Raw genomic sequence first — 16,364 nt, forward strand, 5'->3', positions numbered from 1 at the left:
GTCTACTTATTATTTCCCAGGTTTTGGATCGTTTCGTAGGTACCGGTATAGTTCTGCTTTTCGTTCAGGTTAAAATAAACGAAGGCGACTCCAATTGGGGTAATACTGTAAACCAGGTACTGAATGATGGTTGTGATCACATTAATAATGATATAGCCGGTCCCAAAAACACCTTCTATACTACCAGTTCCTGAATTTTCGCTGGCTGAGACAAAAGCCTTGAACATAAAATAAAAGATGGCCGGTAATTGAAATACCAGACCTATTAAATATACAATAATGCCTATGCAGAAAAGTGTGGCAAAGGTATTCCACCAGTTATCCTTGATCAATTGAAAACTTTCAGAAATACTGTCCATCACGTTATTTCTTCGGAATACCAAAATAGCAGTTGCCAGGCTTACGGGTATCGCTACATATATGCCGGGAATAATGAAAAGAAGGGTTCCGGCGAAAATAAGGATCCAGGAAATGACCGTTACCAATAAAATTTTTCCAAAATCACTTTTTAACCCTGCAGCAACTTCTGAAGAAATGATCTTTCCGTTATTGTTTATATATGACAGGATGATATGATATACTGTCCCGGTCATGGAGCTTACATAGAGTATATAGGCCAGCAACATAAGTCCCGCTGATATAATAAAATCTGAAGTATTAAGTCCAACATTGGAGATAAACGTAGCTCCCATAGTAGACCAGGCATAATAAGTTACCGCAGCGATCAAAAGGATGAACGCGGGACCCACAAGCTTTAAGAATATTTTTCCGGCAGCCTTGTAATTCTCTCTAAGAAATTTGAAGGTTACACTTAATATTTCTCCCAGCTCTCGCTGTTTCTTAAATTCAATATATTCCTGACTCATTATTTGATTTCTTTAATAGGTGTAAGGGGTAGTAAACATAGTAAAACAATATCAATGCTAAAGAAGTAATTATGATCAATATTGCTAACCAATCTGGCATGCTGGTGATCCTGGTCACAAAGCCTTCCAGGAACCCGGCAATAATGAAGAACGGGATCGTACTGATCACGATCTTCAAACCATCTTTGATCCCCATGGTAAAAGATTTAAGTCTCGAATAAGTTCCCGGGAATAGGATGCTTTTTCCAACAACCAGCCCCGCACAGCCGGCCACTATGATCACAGAAATCTCTATGGTTCCATGTATCCAGATTGTTCTGGCCGACTCCCAGAGTAAGCCCTTTTCATAAAAAAAGAATTGAAAGCTACCCAGCATCACGGCATTTTGCATTAATAGAAAAACGGTCCCAATCCCGGCCAGGACCCCAAGGGAAAATGCCATTAAGGAGACTTTAATATTGTTAATTGTGATCCCCAGGAACATATCGGTTTCTGAAGCTTTCTTATAGACCGCCATGGGGTCTTCGTTGGCGATATTTTCTAAAGTCATGTTCACATAAGCATCACCCATGATCGATCTAACAAAAGCTGCATCTGTAGCTGAGCTGTAAGCCCCGATAATACAGAAACCGGCAAAGATCAAAAAGCTCAATAAAAGTTGTTTCTGATGTCTATGAAACTGAGATGGAAACTCCTTTGTAAAGAAGGAAATAAACCTGTTTCCAGATTCTTTTTTAGACCTGTATATGCTTTGGTGTATTCCAGATGCCAGGCCATTAAGATATTTGGTGGTGTTGCTACCGGGATAAAATGTTTTAGAGTAACTGAGATCATCACTCAATTCTACATAAATATCTGAAAGCTGTCCTGGAGATAGGTTCCTATTATTTTGCAAGAGGCTTTCGTACTTAACCCATTTATCTTTATTTTGCCTGACAAAAGCAGCCTCGCGCATCGTTTTCTGTATAAAACCCAAAGTAACATATTTAATGGATAATTTTCAAATTGAAACCGCTCAAAATATCAGTATAGAACAGAATGCTGCGGGAATAGGGGACAGGATCCTTGCGTTTATTGTAGATATGGCCATCATTGTGGTTTATATGATTCTTGCAGGATTGCTGATGGCTGGTATTAGCGGCGATAATGGAAGCGAAATGATGTATTATTTGGTACTGGGTTTACCACCATTTCTATACTATTTACTTTGGGAAACATTCTGGAATGGTCAGTCGCCCGGAAAAGCTTTATTGCAAATAAGAGTAGTTAAAAAAGATGGCTCAAGACCCGAGTTTTCTAATTATCTAGTGAGATGGTTGTTATGGATCATCGATGTAAGTCTTACCAGTGGTGGGGTTGCGGTAGTAACTATTCTACTGAATGGGAAAGGGCAAAGATTAGGTGATATTGCCGCAGGTACTACGGTTATATCTGAAAAGAAAAAAGTAAGTATTCATAATACCCTTGCCGTAGATCTTCCTGAAAATTATCAACCAAAATATCCTCAGGTCACCGTATTAAGTGATAATGATATTCAGGAAATTAAAAATCTCTATAATGAAGCGCGTAAAGGAGCGCAGCATCACATAATTCTTTCCTTAAGCGAAAAGGTCGCGCAATTGATGGATGTTCAGTTTGAAGAAAGACCTATGGAATTTATTCAGCGAGTGATCAATGATTATAATTACTATACCAGGCAGTAATTATTCAAGTATCTCGATATTCATTTCAACATTATCAATGGGCCATTCTGAGTCACCAGTTTTTACTTTGGCAATTTTTTCAGCAACGTCCATTCCACTAATCACCCTTCCAAATACGGTATGATCATTATTTAAGTGTGGAGTTCCACCTTTATCCATCACTATAAAGAATTCGAATGGGGATGATGCCTTGCTTACGTTCTGTTCGGCGTATTTTGCTGCGGAAAAAGCACCGTAATTATGATTGTGACCGGCGTCAAATTCACTTGGGATAAGATAACTTCCTACATCTCCACGGCTGCTGGCGGTAATCTGGTTATCTGCATTTCCTCCCTGGATCACAAAATTGGGAGCCACCCGATGAAAAAAAGTATTATTAAAATAATCATTTTTAACCAGCATGATAAAATTGGCCCTGTGTAAAGGAGTGTCCATAAATAACTGGACATCAATATTCCCAAATTTCGTCTTGATCCTTACCTTGTTCTCCCTGTTCTTCTTCCCGTATTCTGTGAGTGTGGGAATTAGTTCTTCCTGAGCTATAGGAAACCTTGGATTTTCTTCAATTTTTGTCCTTTTGTCTTCCTGTGCGAGTTCTTTTTTTCGCAATTCAAAAATACTGTCTCTCGCTTTTTGAATGGAATCCTTTTCTTGTTGTGCTTTCAAGTTTTCTGAGGACTTTGATTGACCTTCTTGTGAGGAAGTTTCCTTATCTTCACAACTTGCGAAAACGAGAAATAAAAGAATTGTTACTAAAGAAAGATTTCTAAACATGGAATTCGAAATTTTTAAAAACAGGATTTCAAAGTTAAAAAAAATGTCGCTTCCCGGAGAAGACGCGCATAGAAAACTGGCTCCTCTCATTAGAATAAATGAACTGAGTAAGATTGATATGTCAAAAATGAATCCACAGGAAGCAGGGGTAATGGCCGTTTTTTATCCGGGAGTTGAAGCTGAAACCAGGCTTGTTCTTATTTTACGAAAGACCTACAAGGGAGTACATTCTAATCAGGTTGGTTTCCCAGGAGGCAGAGTAGAGGAAAGTGATTTTGATCTGCAGGAAACTGCCTTACGTGAAACCGAAGAAGAAGTCGGAATTCCCCGAAATGAAATTGAAGTATTAAAAAAATTGACCCGGCTTTACATACCGCCATCTAATTTTTGGGTTCAGCCATATTTGGGAATTCTTGAGAAGACCCCGAAAATGATCGCCCAGGAAACAGAGGTAGAAGCAATATTAGAGGTGAAACTCAGCGAATTTTTAGATGATCGGAATGTGATCAAGAAAAACCTGAGCACAACTTATGCTACTAATATAGAGGTACCGGCATATAAGCTTAATGGGCATGTAGTATGGGGAGCAACTGGAATGATGTTGAGTGAAATAAGGGAATTACTTTTAAAAATATAATCTGCCAGTAATTATTATATTTGACGCCGGTTCATTAATAGCTGAAGTAAGGACCAAATAATAAAACGAAGATCAGCAATGGGATTATTCAAAAAGAATCCGTTTGGACATTATCTTATAGTGAAAAAGTGGTTGATCCGCATTTTCGGTGTTTTGTCGCATAGAAGATACAGGGGTTTTAATGAGCTTCAAATTGAAGGTTCAGAGATCATTAAAAATCTGCCAGATACCAATGTACTTTTTGTATCTAATCATCAAACTTACTTTGCCGATGTTACGGCGATGTTCCATGTTTTTAACGCCAGTCTTAGCGGTAGAGTAGATAATATAAAGAATGTAGGTTATCTATGGCAGCCGAAATTGAATATCTATTATGTAGCCGCCAAAGAGACTATGAAAGCAGGATTCCTTACAAGGATCATGGCTTATGCTGGGGCGGTAACCGTGGAACGAACCTGGAGAGCAAAAGGAGAAGAGATTAAAAGAGAGGTGAATCCTAATGACACGGAGAATATAGGTATTGCCTTGGAAGATGGTTGGGTGATCACATTTCCACAAGGAACTACAAAGCCTTTCAAACCTATTAGAAAAGGCACCGCTCATATTATTAAAAATCACAAGCCGATAGTTATTCCTATTGTCATTGATGGTTTTAGAAGATCTTTCGATAAAAAGGGATTAAGGATCAAAAAGCGCGGAATTCTCCAGAGTTTTCAGATCAAGGAGCCGTTGGAGTTTGATTATGAAAATGAGAGTATTGAAGATATAGTTCAGAAACTTGAGTATGCCATTGAGCAACACTCATCATTTTTGAAGGTAATTCCTAAAGAGGAGATCGATGCTATGGAAGATCTCAATGAACAGCGTCGCTGGAAATATTAATTAAGCAGTTGCACCAAAAATTAATATGCTCTTGATGAAAGTTTTTTGAAACTTTATCACATTATTTCTTTCTCTAACTTACCTGATTCCGAAGATTATTTAATCATTTTGAAGTAAAGCCTTTTGTATTATTCAGGAACTATTAATTTTGAGAAAATTTTGAAGATTATGAATTATATTCTTTTTGACGGTCCTTCCAGAAATGACCTTTTGCCTTTTACCTTCACTCGTCCAGTTGCAGATATTAGAATAGGGATTTTAACCATTCGTGAAAAATGGGAAAAGATGTTAGAGGTTACAACATCTACAAAGACTGAAGATTATCTGAGTGGTAAATGGCCATTAGAGCTTGAAGAAGAGAATATATTTATAAATGCCTCATACTTACCAACCAAAGATCTAATTGAAAATATTAAATCGTTAAGTGCGAACCAAAAGCTCGTTCTTAATGAAGATATAGTAGCCTATTTTCAGAATGGAGAGAATGAGGTTGATCTTTCTGCATTAGAATCCATAACCATAGAAAATGAAATTTTAAAGGTGGCTCATACCTGGGATATATTTTCTAAGAATGGCAAAGCAATAGAAATGGATTTTGCTCTTTTGACCAAGGGCAGGAAATCTCAAAGAATTGATGAATCAAATTATATTAAAAATGCTGAAAGTATTTTTATAGAAGAAGGTGCTGTTGTAGAAAACTGTAGTCTTAATGCGTCTTCAGGACCTATTTATGTTGGTAAGAATGCGACGATCATGGAAGGGTCTTTAATTAGAGGGCCATTAGCGCTATGTGAAGATGCTACCATAAAACTCGGTGCGAAGATCTATGGTCCAACTACAATTGGACCTTCCTGTAAAGCAGGTGGTGAAATTAATAATTCAGTACTTTTCCAAAATAGCAATAAGGGGCATGATGGATTTTTGGGAAATTCGGTATTGGGAGAGTGGTGCAATATAGGTGCAGACTCCAATAATTCCAATCTCAAAAATAATTATGCCGAGGTTAGAATATGGAATTACAATACAGAGAACTTTGCAAAAACTGGTTTGCAGTTCTGTGGTCTTATCATGGGAGATCATAGTAAATGTGGTATCAATACAATGTTTAATACCGGTACGGTGGTAGGAGTTAGTGCAAATATCTTTGGAAGCGGGTTCCCCCGAAATTTTATTCCAGGCTTTAGCTGGGGTGGAAGTGGAGGAACTTCCACTTATAAACTGGACAAGGTTTTTGAAACGGCAGAATTAGTAATGCAGCGAAGGGGAATTGATTTAACAGCAGAAGATAAGAATATTCTTCAACATGTTTTTGATTATTCTTCAAAATGGAGAAGGGGCTAGAGAGCAAGGTAGTAAAGGAGCATTCCTAAAAAAATAAAAAGTATTGCAGAAATTATAAGTACCCTGTAATGCTTTTTTTTATGCGCTTTAAGTATACTTAGTTGAAAATGTCGAAGATCTTCATCAGTCAATCTGCCTTTTTGGAGGATACGCTGAAAGCTTGAACCAGCACTTATGGATTCACTGGTTGGACTATTGTGGTTGCTGGCTTTTTGGTCAAGCCCGGTGCGATTTGCACTCCCAAAATTCATAGCTTTATTATTGAAATAACTTTCTAAAGATAGTGAAAATTGTCTTATTTTAAATTACTATAATCAGCATCCTTTCTATTACTGTTGGAGTATCATTTTACAGAAACATTTTTAGTTGGTATCTTTGCAGCCCCATTTGCGTGTTGGGTATTAAAAGATAGTATATGGAAGCTAAGAAAGTCGCATTTTATACATTGGGTTGTAAGCTGAATTTTTCAGAAACCTCCACCATTGCAAGATCCTTTGAGAATGAAGGATTCAAGCGTGTAGACTTTTCAGAAAAAGCTGATATTTATGTGATTAATACCTGTTCAGTAACCGAAAATGCAGACAAAAGATTTAAGACTATAGTTAAGCACGCCCAAAAAGCAAACGAGAATGCTTTTTTAATCGCTGTGGGGTGTTATGCTCAGTTAAAACCGGAAGAACTTGCCGCGGTAGATGGGGTAGACCTGGTTTTGGGAGCGACCGAGAAATTTAAGATCACAGATTATTTAAATGATCTTAGCAAAAATGATTTTGGGGAAGTTCATTCCTGTGAAATCAATGAAGCCGATTTTTACGTGGGATCTTACTCTATCGGGGATAGAACCAGGGCTTTTTTAAAGGTTCAGGATGGCTGCGATTATAAGTGTACCTATTGTACTATTCCATTGGCCAGGGGGATTTCAAGAAGTGATAAGCTGGAGAATGTTCTAACTAATGCTTCGGAAATTTCTGAACAGGGAATAAAAGAGATCGTTCTAACCGGGGTTAATATCGGTGATTATGGAAAAGGAGAATTCGGAAACAAGAAACATGAACATACTTTTCTTGACCTGGTAAAGGCATTGGATGAAGTTGATGGAATTGAGAGACTTAGAATTTCATCCATTGAACCCAATCTGCTTAAAAATGAAACAATAGATTTTGTTTCTGAAAGCCGAAGCTTTGTTCCCCATTTTCACATTCCATTACAGAGCGGGAGTGATAGAATTCTTAAACTGATGCGCCGCCGGTATATGAGTGACCTGTATGTGGATAGAGTGAAAAGAATAAGAAAGGTAATGCCTCATGCCTGTATAGGAGTGGATGTTATTGTAGGTTTCCCTGGTGAAACTGAAGATCATTTCCTTGAAACTTATAATTTTCTGAATGAATTGGATATTTCTTACCTGCATGTTTTCACCTATTCAGAGCGGGATAATACTCCTGCAGCAGAAATGAAAGATGTTGTTCCTTTAAAAGTGAGAAAGAAAAGAAGTAAAATGTTGAGAGGTCTTTCAGCAAAGAAAAGACGCGCATTTTATGAAAGTCAGTTAGGAAATACCGGGACGGTTCTTTTTGAAGGGGAAAATAAGGAAGGTTATATTCACGGGTTTACGGAGAATTACGTAAAAGTAAAAGCTCCCTGGAATCCAACTAAAGTAAATACCCTTCAGAAAATTAAATTAACTGAAATTGATGAAGATGGCCTGGTACGATTTGAGGAAATACCAGAAGCCGTGGCTGTTTAAATATTAATTCCTACAGGTAAAAGGTCCTTGTATTTTCTTCGGTTTTTTCTAATAAAACCTGCGATTTCAGGACTTGTAGGGACTACACGTGTATTTCTTTCTTTTATTTCAGCAAGAACAGCTATGATGAAATCTTCCTGCCGGTCCTCAGAATTTTCAGGCATTCTTAATTTGGTTAGAAAAATTTTTCTTTCCTGTTGTGAATACTCTATAGTTGCAAGTTCATTGTTGATCTGCGTTTCAAACTGCCTAAGAAACTCATTGTCTGTAATTACTAAACCTTCTTCCTCGTTCATACTGGTAAATTTAATTCATAGGCACTTCTATTAGAAGAACCTTAGATGGGTTTTTAAACTCCAGGGATAGACTGGAAGTATTCCAGATCCCTACAGCGTCTCGTTTTTTAAGTATAGTTCCTTCAACTTCTGCATCACCTTCAATTAAAAAAACATAGACTCCATTACTTTCACTCTTCAGGTTATAATCAATTTTCCTGCCAGCCTGAAAATCACCAAGATGCAAATAAGCTTGCTGGTTTATATAAAGCGAATCTTTAGACTGATCAGATTTTGGAGAAACCACGTTAATGAGTTGATTTGGTTGCATTAATTCTGAAAAATCTTTCTGATCGTATCTGGGCTCAAGCCCATCTTTCTCCGGAAAGATCCATATTTGAAGCATATTCAGTTCATCTTGAGAAGAATTGAATTCACTATGTTCAACACCCGTTCCTGCACTCATTACCTGTACTTCCCCCGCCTCAATAACGGCAGTATGATCCATAGAATCTTTATGCCTGATTTCTCCTTTTAAGGGGATAGAAATGATCTCCATATTTTTATGCGGGTGAGTTCCAAAACCCATCCCTGCTTTTACATAATCATCATTAAGCACTCTTAAGAGCCCGAACTGTACTTTGCTGGGATCAAAAAAATTAGCAAAACTGAAAGAGTGATTAGCTTTAAGCCAGCCGTGATTTGCAGTACCCCGTGAATTTGCGGGATGTATTACTTTCTCCATTATTTGTGGTTCGTAAATTTGAAAGTCAAGTATTAAGCAGTAATTTTGATAGTTAAATTTACAACTTAATGGGAGCATTCTTTGTTATATACATGTTAAAATGAAACAGGAGCATAAGATTACTCATGTATATTTGATGCCAGGCATGGCAGCCGATTCAGCTATTTTTGAACATGTGCTTTTGCCAGAAGATAGATTTGAAGTTCATCTCTTAGAGTGGGAAATGCCTGAACCTGAAGAAAGTCTTAAGGAATATGCAAAAAGGATGATAAAATATATTCATCATGAGGATATAGCTCTTATTGGTGTTTCTTTTGGCGGGGTAATTGTACAGGAAATGGCGAAGTTCCTTGATCTAAACAGGCTTATTATCATTTCAAGTGTAAAATGTTCTGATGAATTGCCACCAAGGATGAAATTTGCTTCTAAAACAGGTCTTTTTAAGATGATTCCTACAGGCCTGGCAACCTATGTAGATCATTTTGAAAAATTTGCCTTTGGTGATTTTTTGAAGAAAAGAGCTAAGTTGTATAAGCAATATATTTCTATTACAGATAAGAAGTATCTGGATTGGGCCATTAAGAACATGGTAAACTGGAGATGCGATAAACCTGACGAAAAAGTAATTCATATTCATGGAGACAGGGATGAAGTATTTCCTATCAAGAATATTAAGAATGCTATTGTGGTTAAGGGAGGAACTCATATCATGATCATTAACAGGTTTAGATGGTTCAATGAGAATTTACCAGAATTGATCCTTTCAGGAAAATTGAAAAATAAAAAGAAGAACGAAAAAGTTAATTAAAGAGCTATGAAGATATTAAAGAACGCGTTGCTGATTGTGGGATTGTTTACTGTATGTGCGGTGAGTATCAATGCTGTTCAACAGGAAGAAAGCAATTCTGTAGAAAATGAGAAAATTGAAAATAAAACTTCAAATAAGAGTGTGGCAGATTCTTATAGAATAGAATCTTTACCTATGCCCGAAAATTTAGAGTTTGCCGGGGAAGGAGTGCCTTTAGAAGATCCGGACGTCTTTGAAAGAATGGATCGTGAACTTTTGGTTAATACCTATTGGCAATCTAATGCCTTGCTGCTCATTAAAAGAGCTAATAAATATTTTCCGGTTATAGAGCCTATTCTAAAAGAAGAAGGAATTCCAGATGATTTTAAATATCTGGCGGTTATAGAAAGTGGATTAACCCAGGCGGTTTCACCTGCCAGTGCAGTTGGTTTCTGGCAAATTCTGGAAGGAACAGGGAAAGAATATGGATTAGAGATCAATGATAATGTGGATGAGCGTTATCATATTGAAAAATCAACCCGGGTTGCAGCAGATTATCTTAAAAAAGCAAAAGAGCGATTTGGATCCTGGACGCTAGCAGCAGCTTCTTATAATGCTGGTCAATACGGCGTGGATAAACAATTGGAGAGACAAAAGGTGGGTGATTATTATGATCTTTTACTAGGTGAGGAAACCGGTAGATATGTATTTAGAATTCTTGCGCTAAAAGAGATCATGACCAATCCTAAGAAGTATGGTTTCAGTTTTAATGAAAGTGATCTATACAAGCATATTCCCGTAGAAAAAGTAAAAGTGGATACGGTGGTGAAAGATTTTCCCGATTTTGCGGAAAATTTTGGCATCAATTACAAGATATTAAAAGTTCATAATCCATGGTTAAGAGATGATCATCTTAAAAATGCCTCACGAAAAACATATTATATAGATATTCCCGAGGAAGGAAATTATCCTGAAGTGAAATAGCAGAAATTATTCCACCTGGATATTATCGGCATAAACTTCCTCGTATTCATTTACGAGGTTTTGTGAAATTGAAGTTTCCAATGCGATGTAGTTTTCGCGGTAAGCTGTTTCTTCATCGGTTTGCATTGGAGGAAATACGCTTCTTCTAATATCTGTGATTCTTTTATCCTTATCCAAAAGGAAACAGGTGGGAAGACCTAGAGAGTGCTTGAGTTGTTTTACTACATAAGCTCCCTTATTCTTGGACTCGTCAACATAAACGATAGAAATATTTGAAGAAAACTTTTCAGCAAGCTTTTTCACTTTATCTTTTTTATCCCAGAATAAAACCACAAAATCTATTTTATCCTTATACTCAGATGCCAGTTCATTAATTGCAGGAACCTCACCTTTGCTAGGTATACACCAGGATGCGTAAGTGATTAGAAAGACCGGTTTTTTATAATCGTAAAGATTGACCTCTTTCTTTTTAAGACTCTGGAATTTAAAATCATCCATATAGGAACCTTCTAAATGATCACTGGTAAAGTTCTCAAATAGTTCCTTAGCCTTATCATAATCCTTAAAACGGTATGCGAGGTCTGCTTTTCGGTTGTAATCTGAAAGATGCATGTAGAGCTCCTGTGAGAAAAAGCTTTTCTCCTGCAAGTCTTCTTGCTGGGAAAATACTGTAGGACCAATAAATAGAAAAACCAGTAATAGTTTTTTCATGCAACTTGTGGGGCTTGTTTGCCGCAAAAGTATGTCAGGAAAGACTTACATGGAAAATTTATCGTTGAAGTACCTGTAAATTAGTTAAAAGAAAAATTGTTCTTAAAATGTTAATAACTACAAGATTAGATTTTCTTCATCTGCTCTTTCATCATTCTAATCTGATCGTTCATCATTCCATGCTTATCAAGCTTTTTAGCTTCATTAAGCAGCATTGTTGCTTCTCTCTTTCTTCTTTTGGTCATAGCGATCCCGGCCAGGTTTAATTTGGCCATCGCAAGATCATGATCCATGGAAAGACCTAATTTAAGGGCGCGTTTGAAGAACTTTTCAGCCTGGGTCATATTGGTCTGGGAAACCATGAGTCCGTGAAGGTACCAGTAATAACCTTGTTGCTTTTTAACCAGCGCTTTTTCAGGGTCTTTAATCCTGTCCAGCCATTTCTTTGCTCCGGGAAAGTCCTGCTTTCTAAGTCTAAGAAAAGCTAAAAGGATCATTTCATTTTTAAAATAAAGGAATATAAAAATTCCGGAAAGTAGAAGTAAAAATATTCCATTCCCTATATTACCCTCTATAAACTGCCATATCGCTGCTGCAATGATTAAACCGGCTATAACTAATTTGATATTTTTATTGAACATCTTGTATCTTCATTTTTCCAGGCGGCAAAGGTAATAAAAACAATTAGAAATTATTTTAAATTAGTATTTGCAGTACTTAAAAAGCTTTGTATATTTGCACGCAGTTTTAAAGACAGACAAAACGAATTTACAGAAGATAAAAGATATTCACAATGAAAAGAACGTTTCAACCATCTAAGAGGAAAAGAAAAAATAAGCACGGCTTTAGGGAGCGTATGGCAAGTGCAAACGGAAGAAAAGTCCTTGCACGAAGAAGAGCAAAGGGCAGAAAGAAATTATCTGTATCTTCTGAAAACAGACACAAACATTAATGATTTCCATTAATTGAAATAATAAAGGTGTTACTTTTTGAGTAACGCCTTTTTTTATACCCAAACGCTTCTTAATTTTACCGCGAACACAACTTTAAAGCGAATACAACACATTATCATGCCTAAAAACAAAGACATCAAGTGCGTTCTAATTATAGGTTCAGGTCCAATTATCATTGGCCAGGCCTGTGAATTCGATTATTCCGGAACTCAGTCCCTACGTTCATTAAGGGAAGACGGGATAAAAACAATCCTTATCAATTCAAATCCTGCAACCATCATGACAGATCCGTCGATGGCTGATCACGTGTATTTGAAACCTTTGACCACAAAATCTATTGTAGAAATTTTAAAAGAGCATCCGGAAGTTGATGCTGTTTTACCTACGATGGGAGGTCAAACGGCCTTAAACCTCTGTATCGAGGCTGATGAAAAAGGTATCTGGAATGACTTCAATATAAAACTTATTGGGGTAGATATAGATGCCATAAATATCTGTGAGGATAGGGAGAAGTTTAAACAATTGATGGGACGAATTGATATACCTGTAGCTCCTGCTAAAACTGTGACTTCTTACCTTCAGGGGAAAGAAGTAGCGCAGGAATTTGGTTTTCCATTAGTAATTCGTGCATCCTTTACATTAGGAGGGGGTGGTGCCGGTTTCGTACACCGTGCAGAAGAATTTGATGAAATGCTAACGCGTGGTTTGGAGGCTTCTCCAATTCATGAAGTGCTTATAGATAAAGCCTTATTGGGCTGGAAAGAGTATGAGCTGGAATTACTACGTGATCGTAATGATAATGTAGTGATCATTTGTACCATAGAAAATATGGATCCTATGGGTATCCATACCGGTGATTCTATTACCGTGGCTCCGGCAATGACTCTTAGCGATACCGCATTCCAGAGAATGAGGGATATGGCTATAAAAATGATGAGAAGTATTGGGGATTTTGCCGGGGGATGTAATGTTCAGTTTGCGGTGAGTCCAGATGAAAAGGAAGATATCATCGCGATTGAGATCAATCCTCGTGTGTCCAGGTCCTCTGCATTGGCATCAAAAGCAACAGGATATCCTATTGCTAAAATTGCTACCAAATTAGCGTTAGGTTATAATCTGGATGAACTTGATAATCAAATTACTAAATCCACTTCCGCTTTATTTGAGCCGTCGCTGGATTATGTGATCGTAAAGATACCTCGATGGAATTTTGACAAATTTGAAGGATCAGACAGGACTCTGGGTCTTCAGATGAAATCTGTTGGGGAAGTGATGGGAATTGGTAGGTCTTTCCAGGAGGCGCTTCATAAAGCTACTCAGTCTTTAGAGATTAAACGTAATGGTCTTGGTGCCGACGGAAAAGGGTATAAAGATTACGATCAGATTATAGATAAATTAACCCATCCTAGCTGGGATAGGGTATTTGTGATCTACGATGCTATACAGATGGGGATTCCATTGAGCAGGATACATGAGATCACGAAAATTGACATGTGGTTCCTCAAACAATATGAAGAGCTTCATGCCCTGGATGTTGAAATATCCAGGTTTGATATAGATACACTTCCCAAAGATCTTCTTCTGGAAGCTAAACAAAAAGGTTTCGCAGACAGGCAGATAGCTCATATGCTGGATTGTCTGGAAAGTGAGGTTTATAAGAAAAGAGATGAGCTCGGCGTAAACCGGGTTTATAAACTGGTTGACACCTGTGCTGCAGAATTTAAAGCCGAAACACCTTATTATTACTCTACTTTTGAAGAAGGAATTCTTTCTAAAGATGGTGAGTTTTATACTTCAAATGAAAGTCAAGTTTCAGATCGTAAAAAGATCATCGTTCTTGGCTCAGGACCTAACAGAATAGGGCAGGGGATCGAGTTTGATTATAGTTGTGTTCATGGAGTTCTTGCCGCTTCGGAATGTGGTTATGAAACGATCATGATAAACTGTAATCCTGAAACGGTTTCGACAGATTTTGACATCGCCGATAAATTATATTTTGAACCGGTATTCTGGGAGCACTTATATGATATTATAAGACATGAAAAGCCTGAAGGTGTCATTGTTCAGCTTGGAGGTCAAACTGCTCTTAAACTTGCTGAAAAACTTGATAGATACGGCATCAAGATAATGGGAACCAGCTTTGAAGCACTAGATCTTGCTGAAGATCGTGGAAGTTTCTCAAAACTGCTTCAGGTAAATGATATTCCTTATCCCGATTTTGGTACTGCTGAAAATGCCGATGAAGCATTAGCGCTGGCTGATGAACTTGATTTTCCTATACTTGTAAGACCCTCTTATGTACTGGGAGGTCAGGGAATGAAGATCGTGATCAATAAAGATGAGCTGGAAGAACACGTGGTAGATCTTTTGAGAAAGATCCCTAATAATAAACTACTTCTGGATCATTACCTCGATGGAGCTATTGAAGCCGAAGCAGATGCAATTTGTGATGGGGAAGATGTTTATATCATTGGGATCATGGAACATATTGAGCCTTGTGGAATACATTCAGGAGACTCACATGCATTGCTGCCTCCTTTTAATCTTGGTGACCTGGTGATGCAGCAGATAAAAGATCATACTAAAAAGATTGCTTTAGCGCTGAATACCGTTGGTTTGATTAACATACAGTTCGCGATTAAAGATGATAAGGTATTTATAATTGAAGCAAATCCACGGGCATCTAGAACAGTACCATTCATTGCAAAGGCTTACAAAGAGCCTTACGTAAATTATGCGACCAAAGTGATGCTCGGCGAGAAAAAAGTAAAAGATTTTAAGTTTAATCCAAAGCTGGATGGGTATGCGATCAAGCAGCCGGTGTTCTCTTTCAATAAATTCTATAATGTTAATAAGCAATTAGGACCTGAAATGAAGAGTACTGGAGAAAGTATCCTCTTTATTGACAGCTTGAAAGATGATGAATTTTATGATCTTTACTCCAGAAGGAAAATGTATTTGAGCAAATAGATCAAATTGAATATTATTCAAAGTCATTTCGACTGAAAGGAGAAATCTGTGAATTATAAGGCATCTCTCTTCAATTGAAATGACTTTTTTATGCTTTAAAAAATGAAAGAACTTGTTTTAATTTTTGGAGGAGTATATGGTACACTCTCCGTAATTCTGGGAGCATTCGGTGCGCATGCTTTGAAAAAGAAATTTTCTGAAGATCAGCTGAAAAGTTTTGAGACCGGTGTAAAATATCAAATGTATCATGCAATAGTGTTGATCATTTGCGGAATCACTTTTCCTTTTCTTTCCGGACTCCAAACACTAATGGCCTGGTGTTTTATAATCGGAATTTTTTTATTTTCCTTCAGTATTTATGGACTTACCTGGAGTTCAGCTAGGGGAAAAAAGATTAAGATTCTCGGTCCAATTACGCCGCTGGGTGGATTACTGCTTATGGCGGGCTGGATTTTATTAACGATAAATCTTGCTGAAATAGCTCTTTACTTAAAACCTTAATCACAATCTACATGTTCCAGGCGTATGTTTTCATTAAGAATAAGAGTGCTATGTTCCTGAAAAACGATTTTATTCAAGGTATCTTTAACTGGCCCGTAGCCTTCAACCAGACCGGAATCAGTCTTAAAGAAAAATATTTCTCTTGTGGAAATTGCACCTTCCGATTCAAATTCATAATCGGCAAATAAACTATCTCCAATCCATTTTCCGCTAAAACGACCCTGGTTTTTGTCTTTCTCGTACAGCTTATAAGTTAAATTTCCTTCTACGATAGAGTCTTCAAGAATTGTAATGCTTAAGTAAATAGTATCCTGATTCATAGTATAGCTGTAACATCCTATGCTTTTTGATGCTTCATTAGATTCGGAGATTTCCGGGCTTATTTCTTTTTGTGCATCTCTATCTTTACATGAAATACAAAGAAATAGCAAGACGCCAAGTTTAAGAAAGTTGATCCTCATGTTTTAATTTAAAAATAGATAAAAATG

18 protein-coding genes are annotated in these 16,364 nt (G+C 37.2%); 10 read left to right on the forward strand and 8 right to left on the reverse strand.

Going from position 1 to position 16,364, the window contains the following annotated elements; all coding sequences use genetic code 11:
- Positions 1-2: 2 nt before the first annotated feature.
- On the reverse strand, positions 3-866 hold the full coding sequence (locus tag LGQ90_RS01365; protein ID WP_229337363.1) for a YciC family protein: 864 nt from the start codon (positions 864-866) through the stop codon (positions 3-5).
- A complete protein-coding gene (locus LGQ90_RS01370) occupies positions 847-1,821 on the reverse strand; it encodes a stage II sporulation protein M (protein ID WP_229338523.1) in 975 nt (324 codons plus the stop codon). The genes LGQ90_RS01365 and LGQ90_RS01370 overlap by 20 nt, the downstream gene beginning before the upstream one ends.
- Before the next feature lie 34 nt (positions 1,822-1,855).
- On the opposite strand from LGQ90_RS01370, the gene LGQ90_RS01375 reads away from it, so the two are divergent.
- Entirely contained in the window at positions 1,856-2,569 is a 714-nt protein-coding gene (locus LGQ90_RS01375) for an RDD family protein (RefSeq protein ID WP_229337365.1), read from the forward strand.
- Here LGQ90_RS01375 and LGQ90_RS01380 read toward each other — a convergent pair whose 3' ends face one another.
- Positions 2,570-3,343, reverse strand: coding sequence for a peptidylprolyl isomerase (locus LGQ90_RS01380; protein ID WP_229337368.1), 774 nt, complete (start codon positions 3,341-3,343; stop codon positions 2,570-2,572). It lies immediately after the preceding gene.
- Here LGQ90_RS01380 and LGQ90_RS01385 point away from each other — a divergent pair.
- From LGQ90_RS01385 to mtaB, 4 genes are all read left to right on the forward strand, one after another.
- Entirely contained in the window at positions 3,342-3,980 is a 639-nt protein-coding gene (locus tag LGQ90_RS01385) for an NUDIX hydrolase (protein ID WP_229337369.1), read from the forward strand. The two genes, LGQ90_RS01380 and LGQ90_RS01385, sit on opposite strands and share 2 nt — an antisense overlap.
- 78 nt (positions 3,981-4,058) lie before the next feature.
- Positions 4,059-4,862 (forward strand): lysophospholipid acyltransferase family protein, encoded by an 804-nt coding sequence (locus LGQ90_RS01390; RefSeq protein WP_229337371.1) that lies wholly within the window; start codon positions 4,059-4,061, stop codon positions 4,860-4,862.
- Positions 4,863-5,030: 168 nt separating this feature from the next.
- Positions 5,031-6,203, forward strand: coding sequence for a GlmU family protein (locus LGQ90_RS01395; protein ID WP_229337373.1), 1,173 nt, complete (start codon positions 5,031-5,033; stop codon positions 6,201-6,203).
- A gap of 415 nt (positions 6,204-6,618) precedes the next feature.
- A complete protein-coding gene (mtaB, locus tag LGQ90_RS01400) occupies positions 6,619-7,950 on the forward strand; it encodes a tRNA (N(6)-L-threonylcarbamoyladenosine(37)-C(2))-methylthiotransferase MtaB (protein ID WP_229337375.1) in 1,332 nt (443 codons plus the stop codon).
- Here the strand turns inward: mtaB and LGQ90_RS01405 are convergent.
- Both LGQ90_RS01405 and LGQ90_RS01410 read right to left on the reverse strand, forming a co-directional pair.
- A complete protein-coding gene (locus LGQ90_RS01405; RefSeq protein WP_229337377.1) occupies positions 7,947-8,246 on the reverse strand; it encodes an N-acetyltransferase in 300 nt (99 codons plus the stop codon). The genes mtaB and LGQ90_RS01405 overlap by 4 nt on opposite strands.
- A gap of 10 nt (positions 8,247-8,256) precedes the next feature.
- Positions 8,257-8,970, reverse strand: a complete 714-nt coding sequence (locus LGQ90_RS01410; RefSeq protein WP_229337379.1) for a pirin family protein — start codon at positions 8,968-8,970, stop codon at positions 8,257-8,259.
- 100 nt (positions 8,971-9,070) lie between these two features.
- On the opposite strand from LGQ90_RS01410, the gene LGQ90_RS01415 reads away from it, so the two are divergent.
- Together LGQ90_RS01415 and LGQ90_RS01420 are read left to right on the forward strand one after the other, a co-directional pair.
- The gene (locus LGQ90_RS01415) at positions 9,071-9,778 is read left to right on the forward strand and encodes an alpha/beta fold hydrolase (protein WP_229337381.1); all 708 of its coding nucleotides are present in this window, start codon (positions 9,071-9,073) and stop codon (positions 9,776-9,778) included.
- A gap of 6 nt (positions 9,779-9,784) precedes the next feature.
- Positions 9,785-10,741, forward strand: coding sequence for a lytic transglycosylase domain-containing protein (locus LGQ90_RS01420; protein ID WP_229337383.1), 957 nt, complete (start codon positions 9,785-9,787; stop codon positions 10,739-10,741).
- Positions 10,742-10,747: 6 nt separating this feature from the next.
- Here LGQ90_RS01420 and LGQ90_RS01425 read toward each other — a convergent pair whose 3' ends face one another.
- Positions 10,748-11,452, reverse strand: coding sequence for a TlpA family protein disulfide reductase (locus tag LGQ90_RS01425; RefSeq protein WP_229337385.1), 705 nt, complete (start codon positions 11,450-11,452; stop codon positions 10,748-10,750).
- A 125-nt stretch (positions 11,453-11,577) separates the two neighbouring features.
- Positions 11,578-12,093: a tetratricopeptide repeat protein gene (locus LGQ90_RS01430; RefSeq protein ID WP_229337387.1), complete on the reverse strand. Its 516-nt coding sequence runs from the start codon at positions 12,091-12,093 to the stop codon at positions 11,578-11,580.
- A gap of 152 nt (positions 12,094-12,245) precedes the next feature.
- On the opposite strand from LGQ90_RS01430, the gene rpmH reads away from it, so the two are divergent.
- From rpmH to LGQ90_RS01445, 3 genes are all read left to right on the forward strand, one after another.
- On the forward strand, positions 12,246-12,404 hold the full coding sequence (gene rpmH / locus LGQ90_RS01435; protein WP_011708966.1) for a 50S ribosomal protein L34: 159 nt from the start codon (positions 12,246-12,248) through the stop codon (positions 12,402-12,404).
- Positions 12,405-12,522: 118 nt separating this feature from the next.
- Positions 12,523-15,375, forward strand: a complete 2,853-nt coding sequence (gene carB / locus LGQ90_RS01440) for a carbamoyl-phosphate synthase large subunit (RefSeq protein WP_229337389.1) — start codon at positions 12,523-12,525, stop codon at positions 15,373-15,375.
- A 102-nt stretch (positions 15,376-15,477) separates the two neighbouring features.
- Positions 15,478-15,876: a DUF423 domain-containing protein gene (locus tag LGQ90_RS01445; protein ID WP_229337391.1), complete on the forward strand. Its 399-nt coding sequence runs from the start codon at positions 15,478-15,480 to the stop codon at positions 15,874-15,876.
- Here the strand turns inward: LGQ90_RS01445 and LGQ90_RS01450 are convergent.
- Complete coding sequence (locus LGQ90_RS01450; protein WP_229337393.1) at positions 15,873-16,337, reverse strand: hypothetical protein; 465 nt, start codon at positions 16,335-16,337, stop codon at positions 15,873-15,875. The genes LGQ90_RS01445 and LGQ90_RS01450 overlap by 4 nt on opposite strands.
- Positions 16,338-16,364 lie beyond the last annotated feature (27 nt).

This window comes from Christiangramia sediminis (assembly GCF_020552705.1).
In the GTDB taxonomy this organism is placed as follows: Bacteria; Bacteroidota; Bacteroidia; order Flavobacteriales; family Flavobacteriaceae; genus Christiangramia; species Christiangramia sediminis.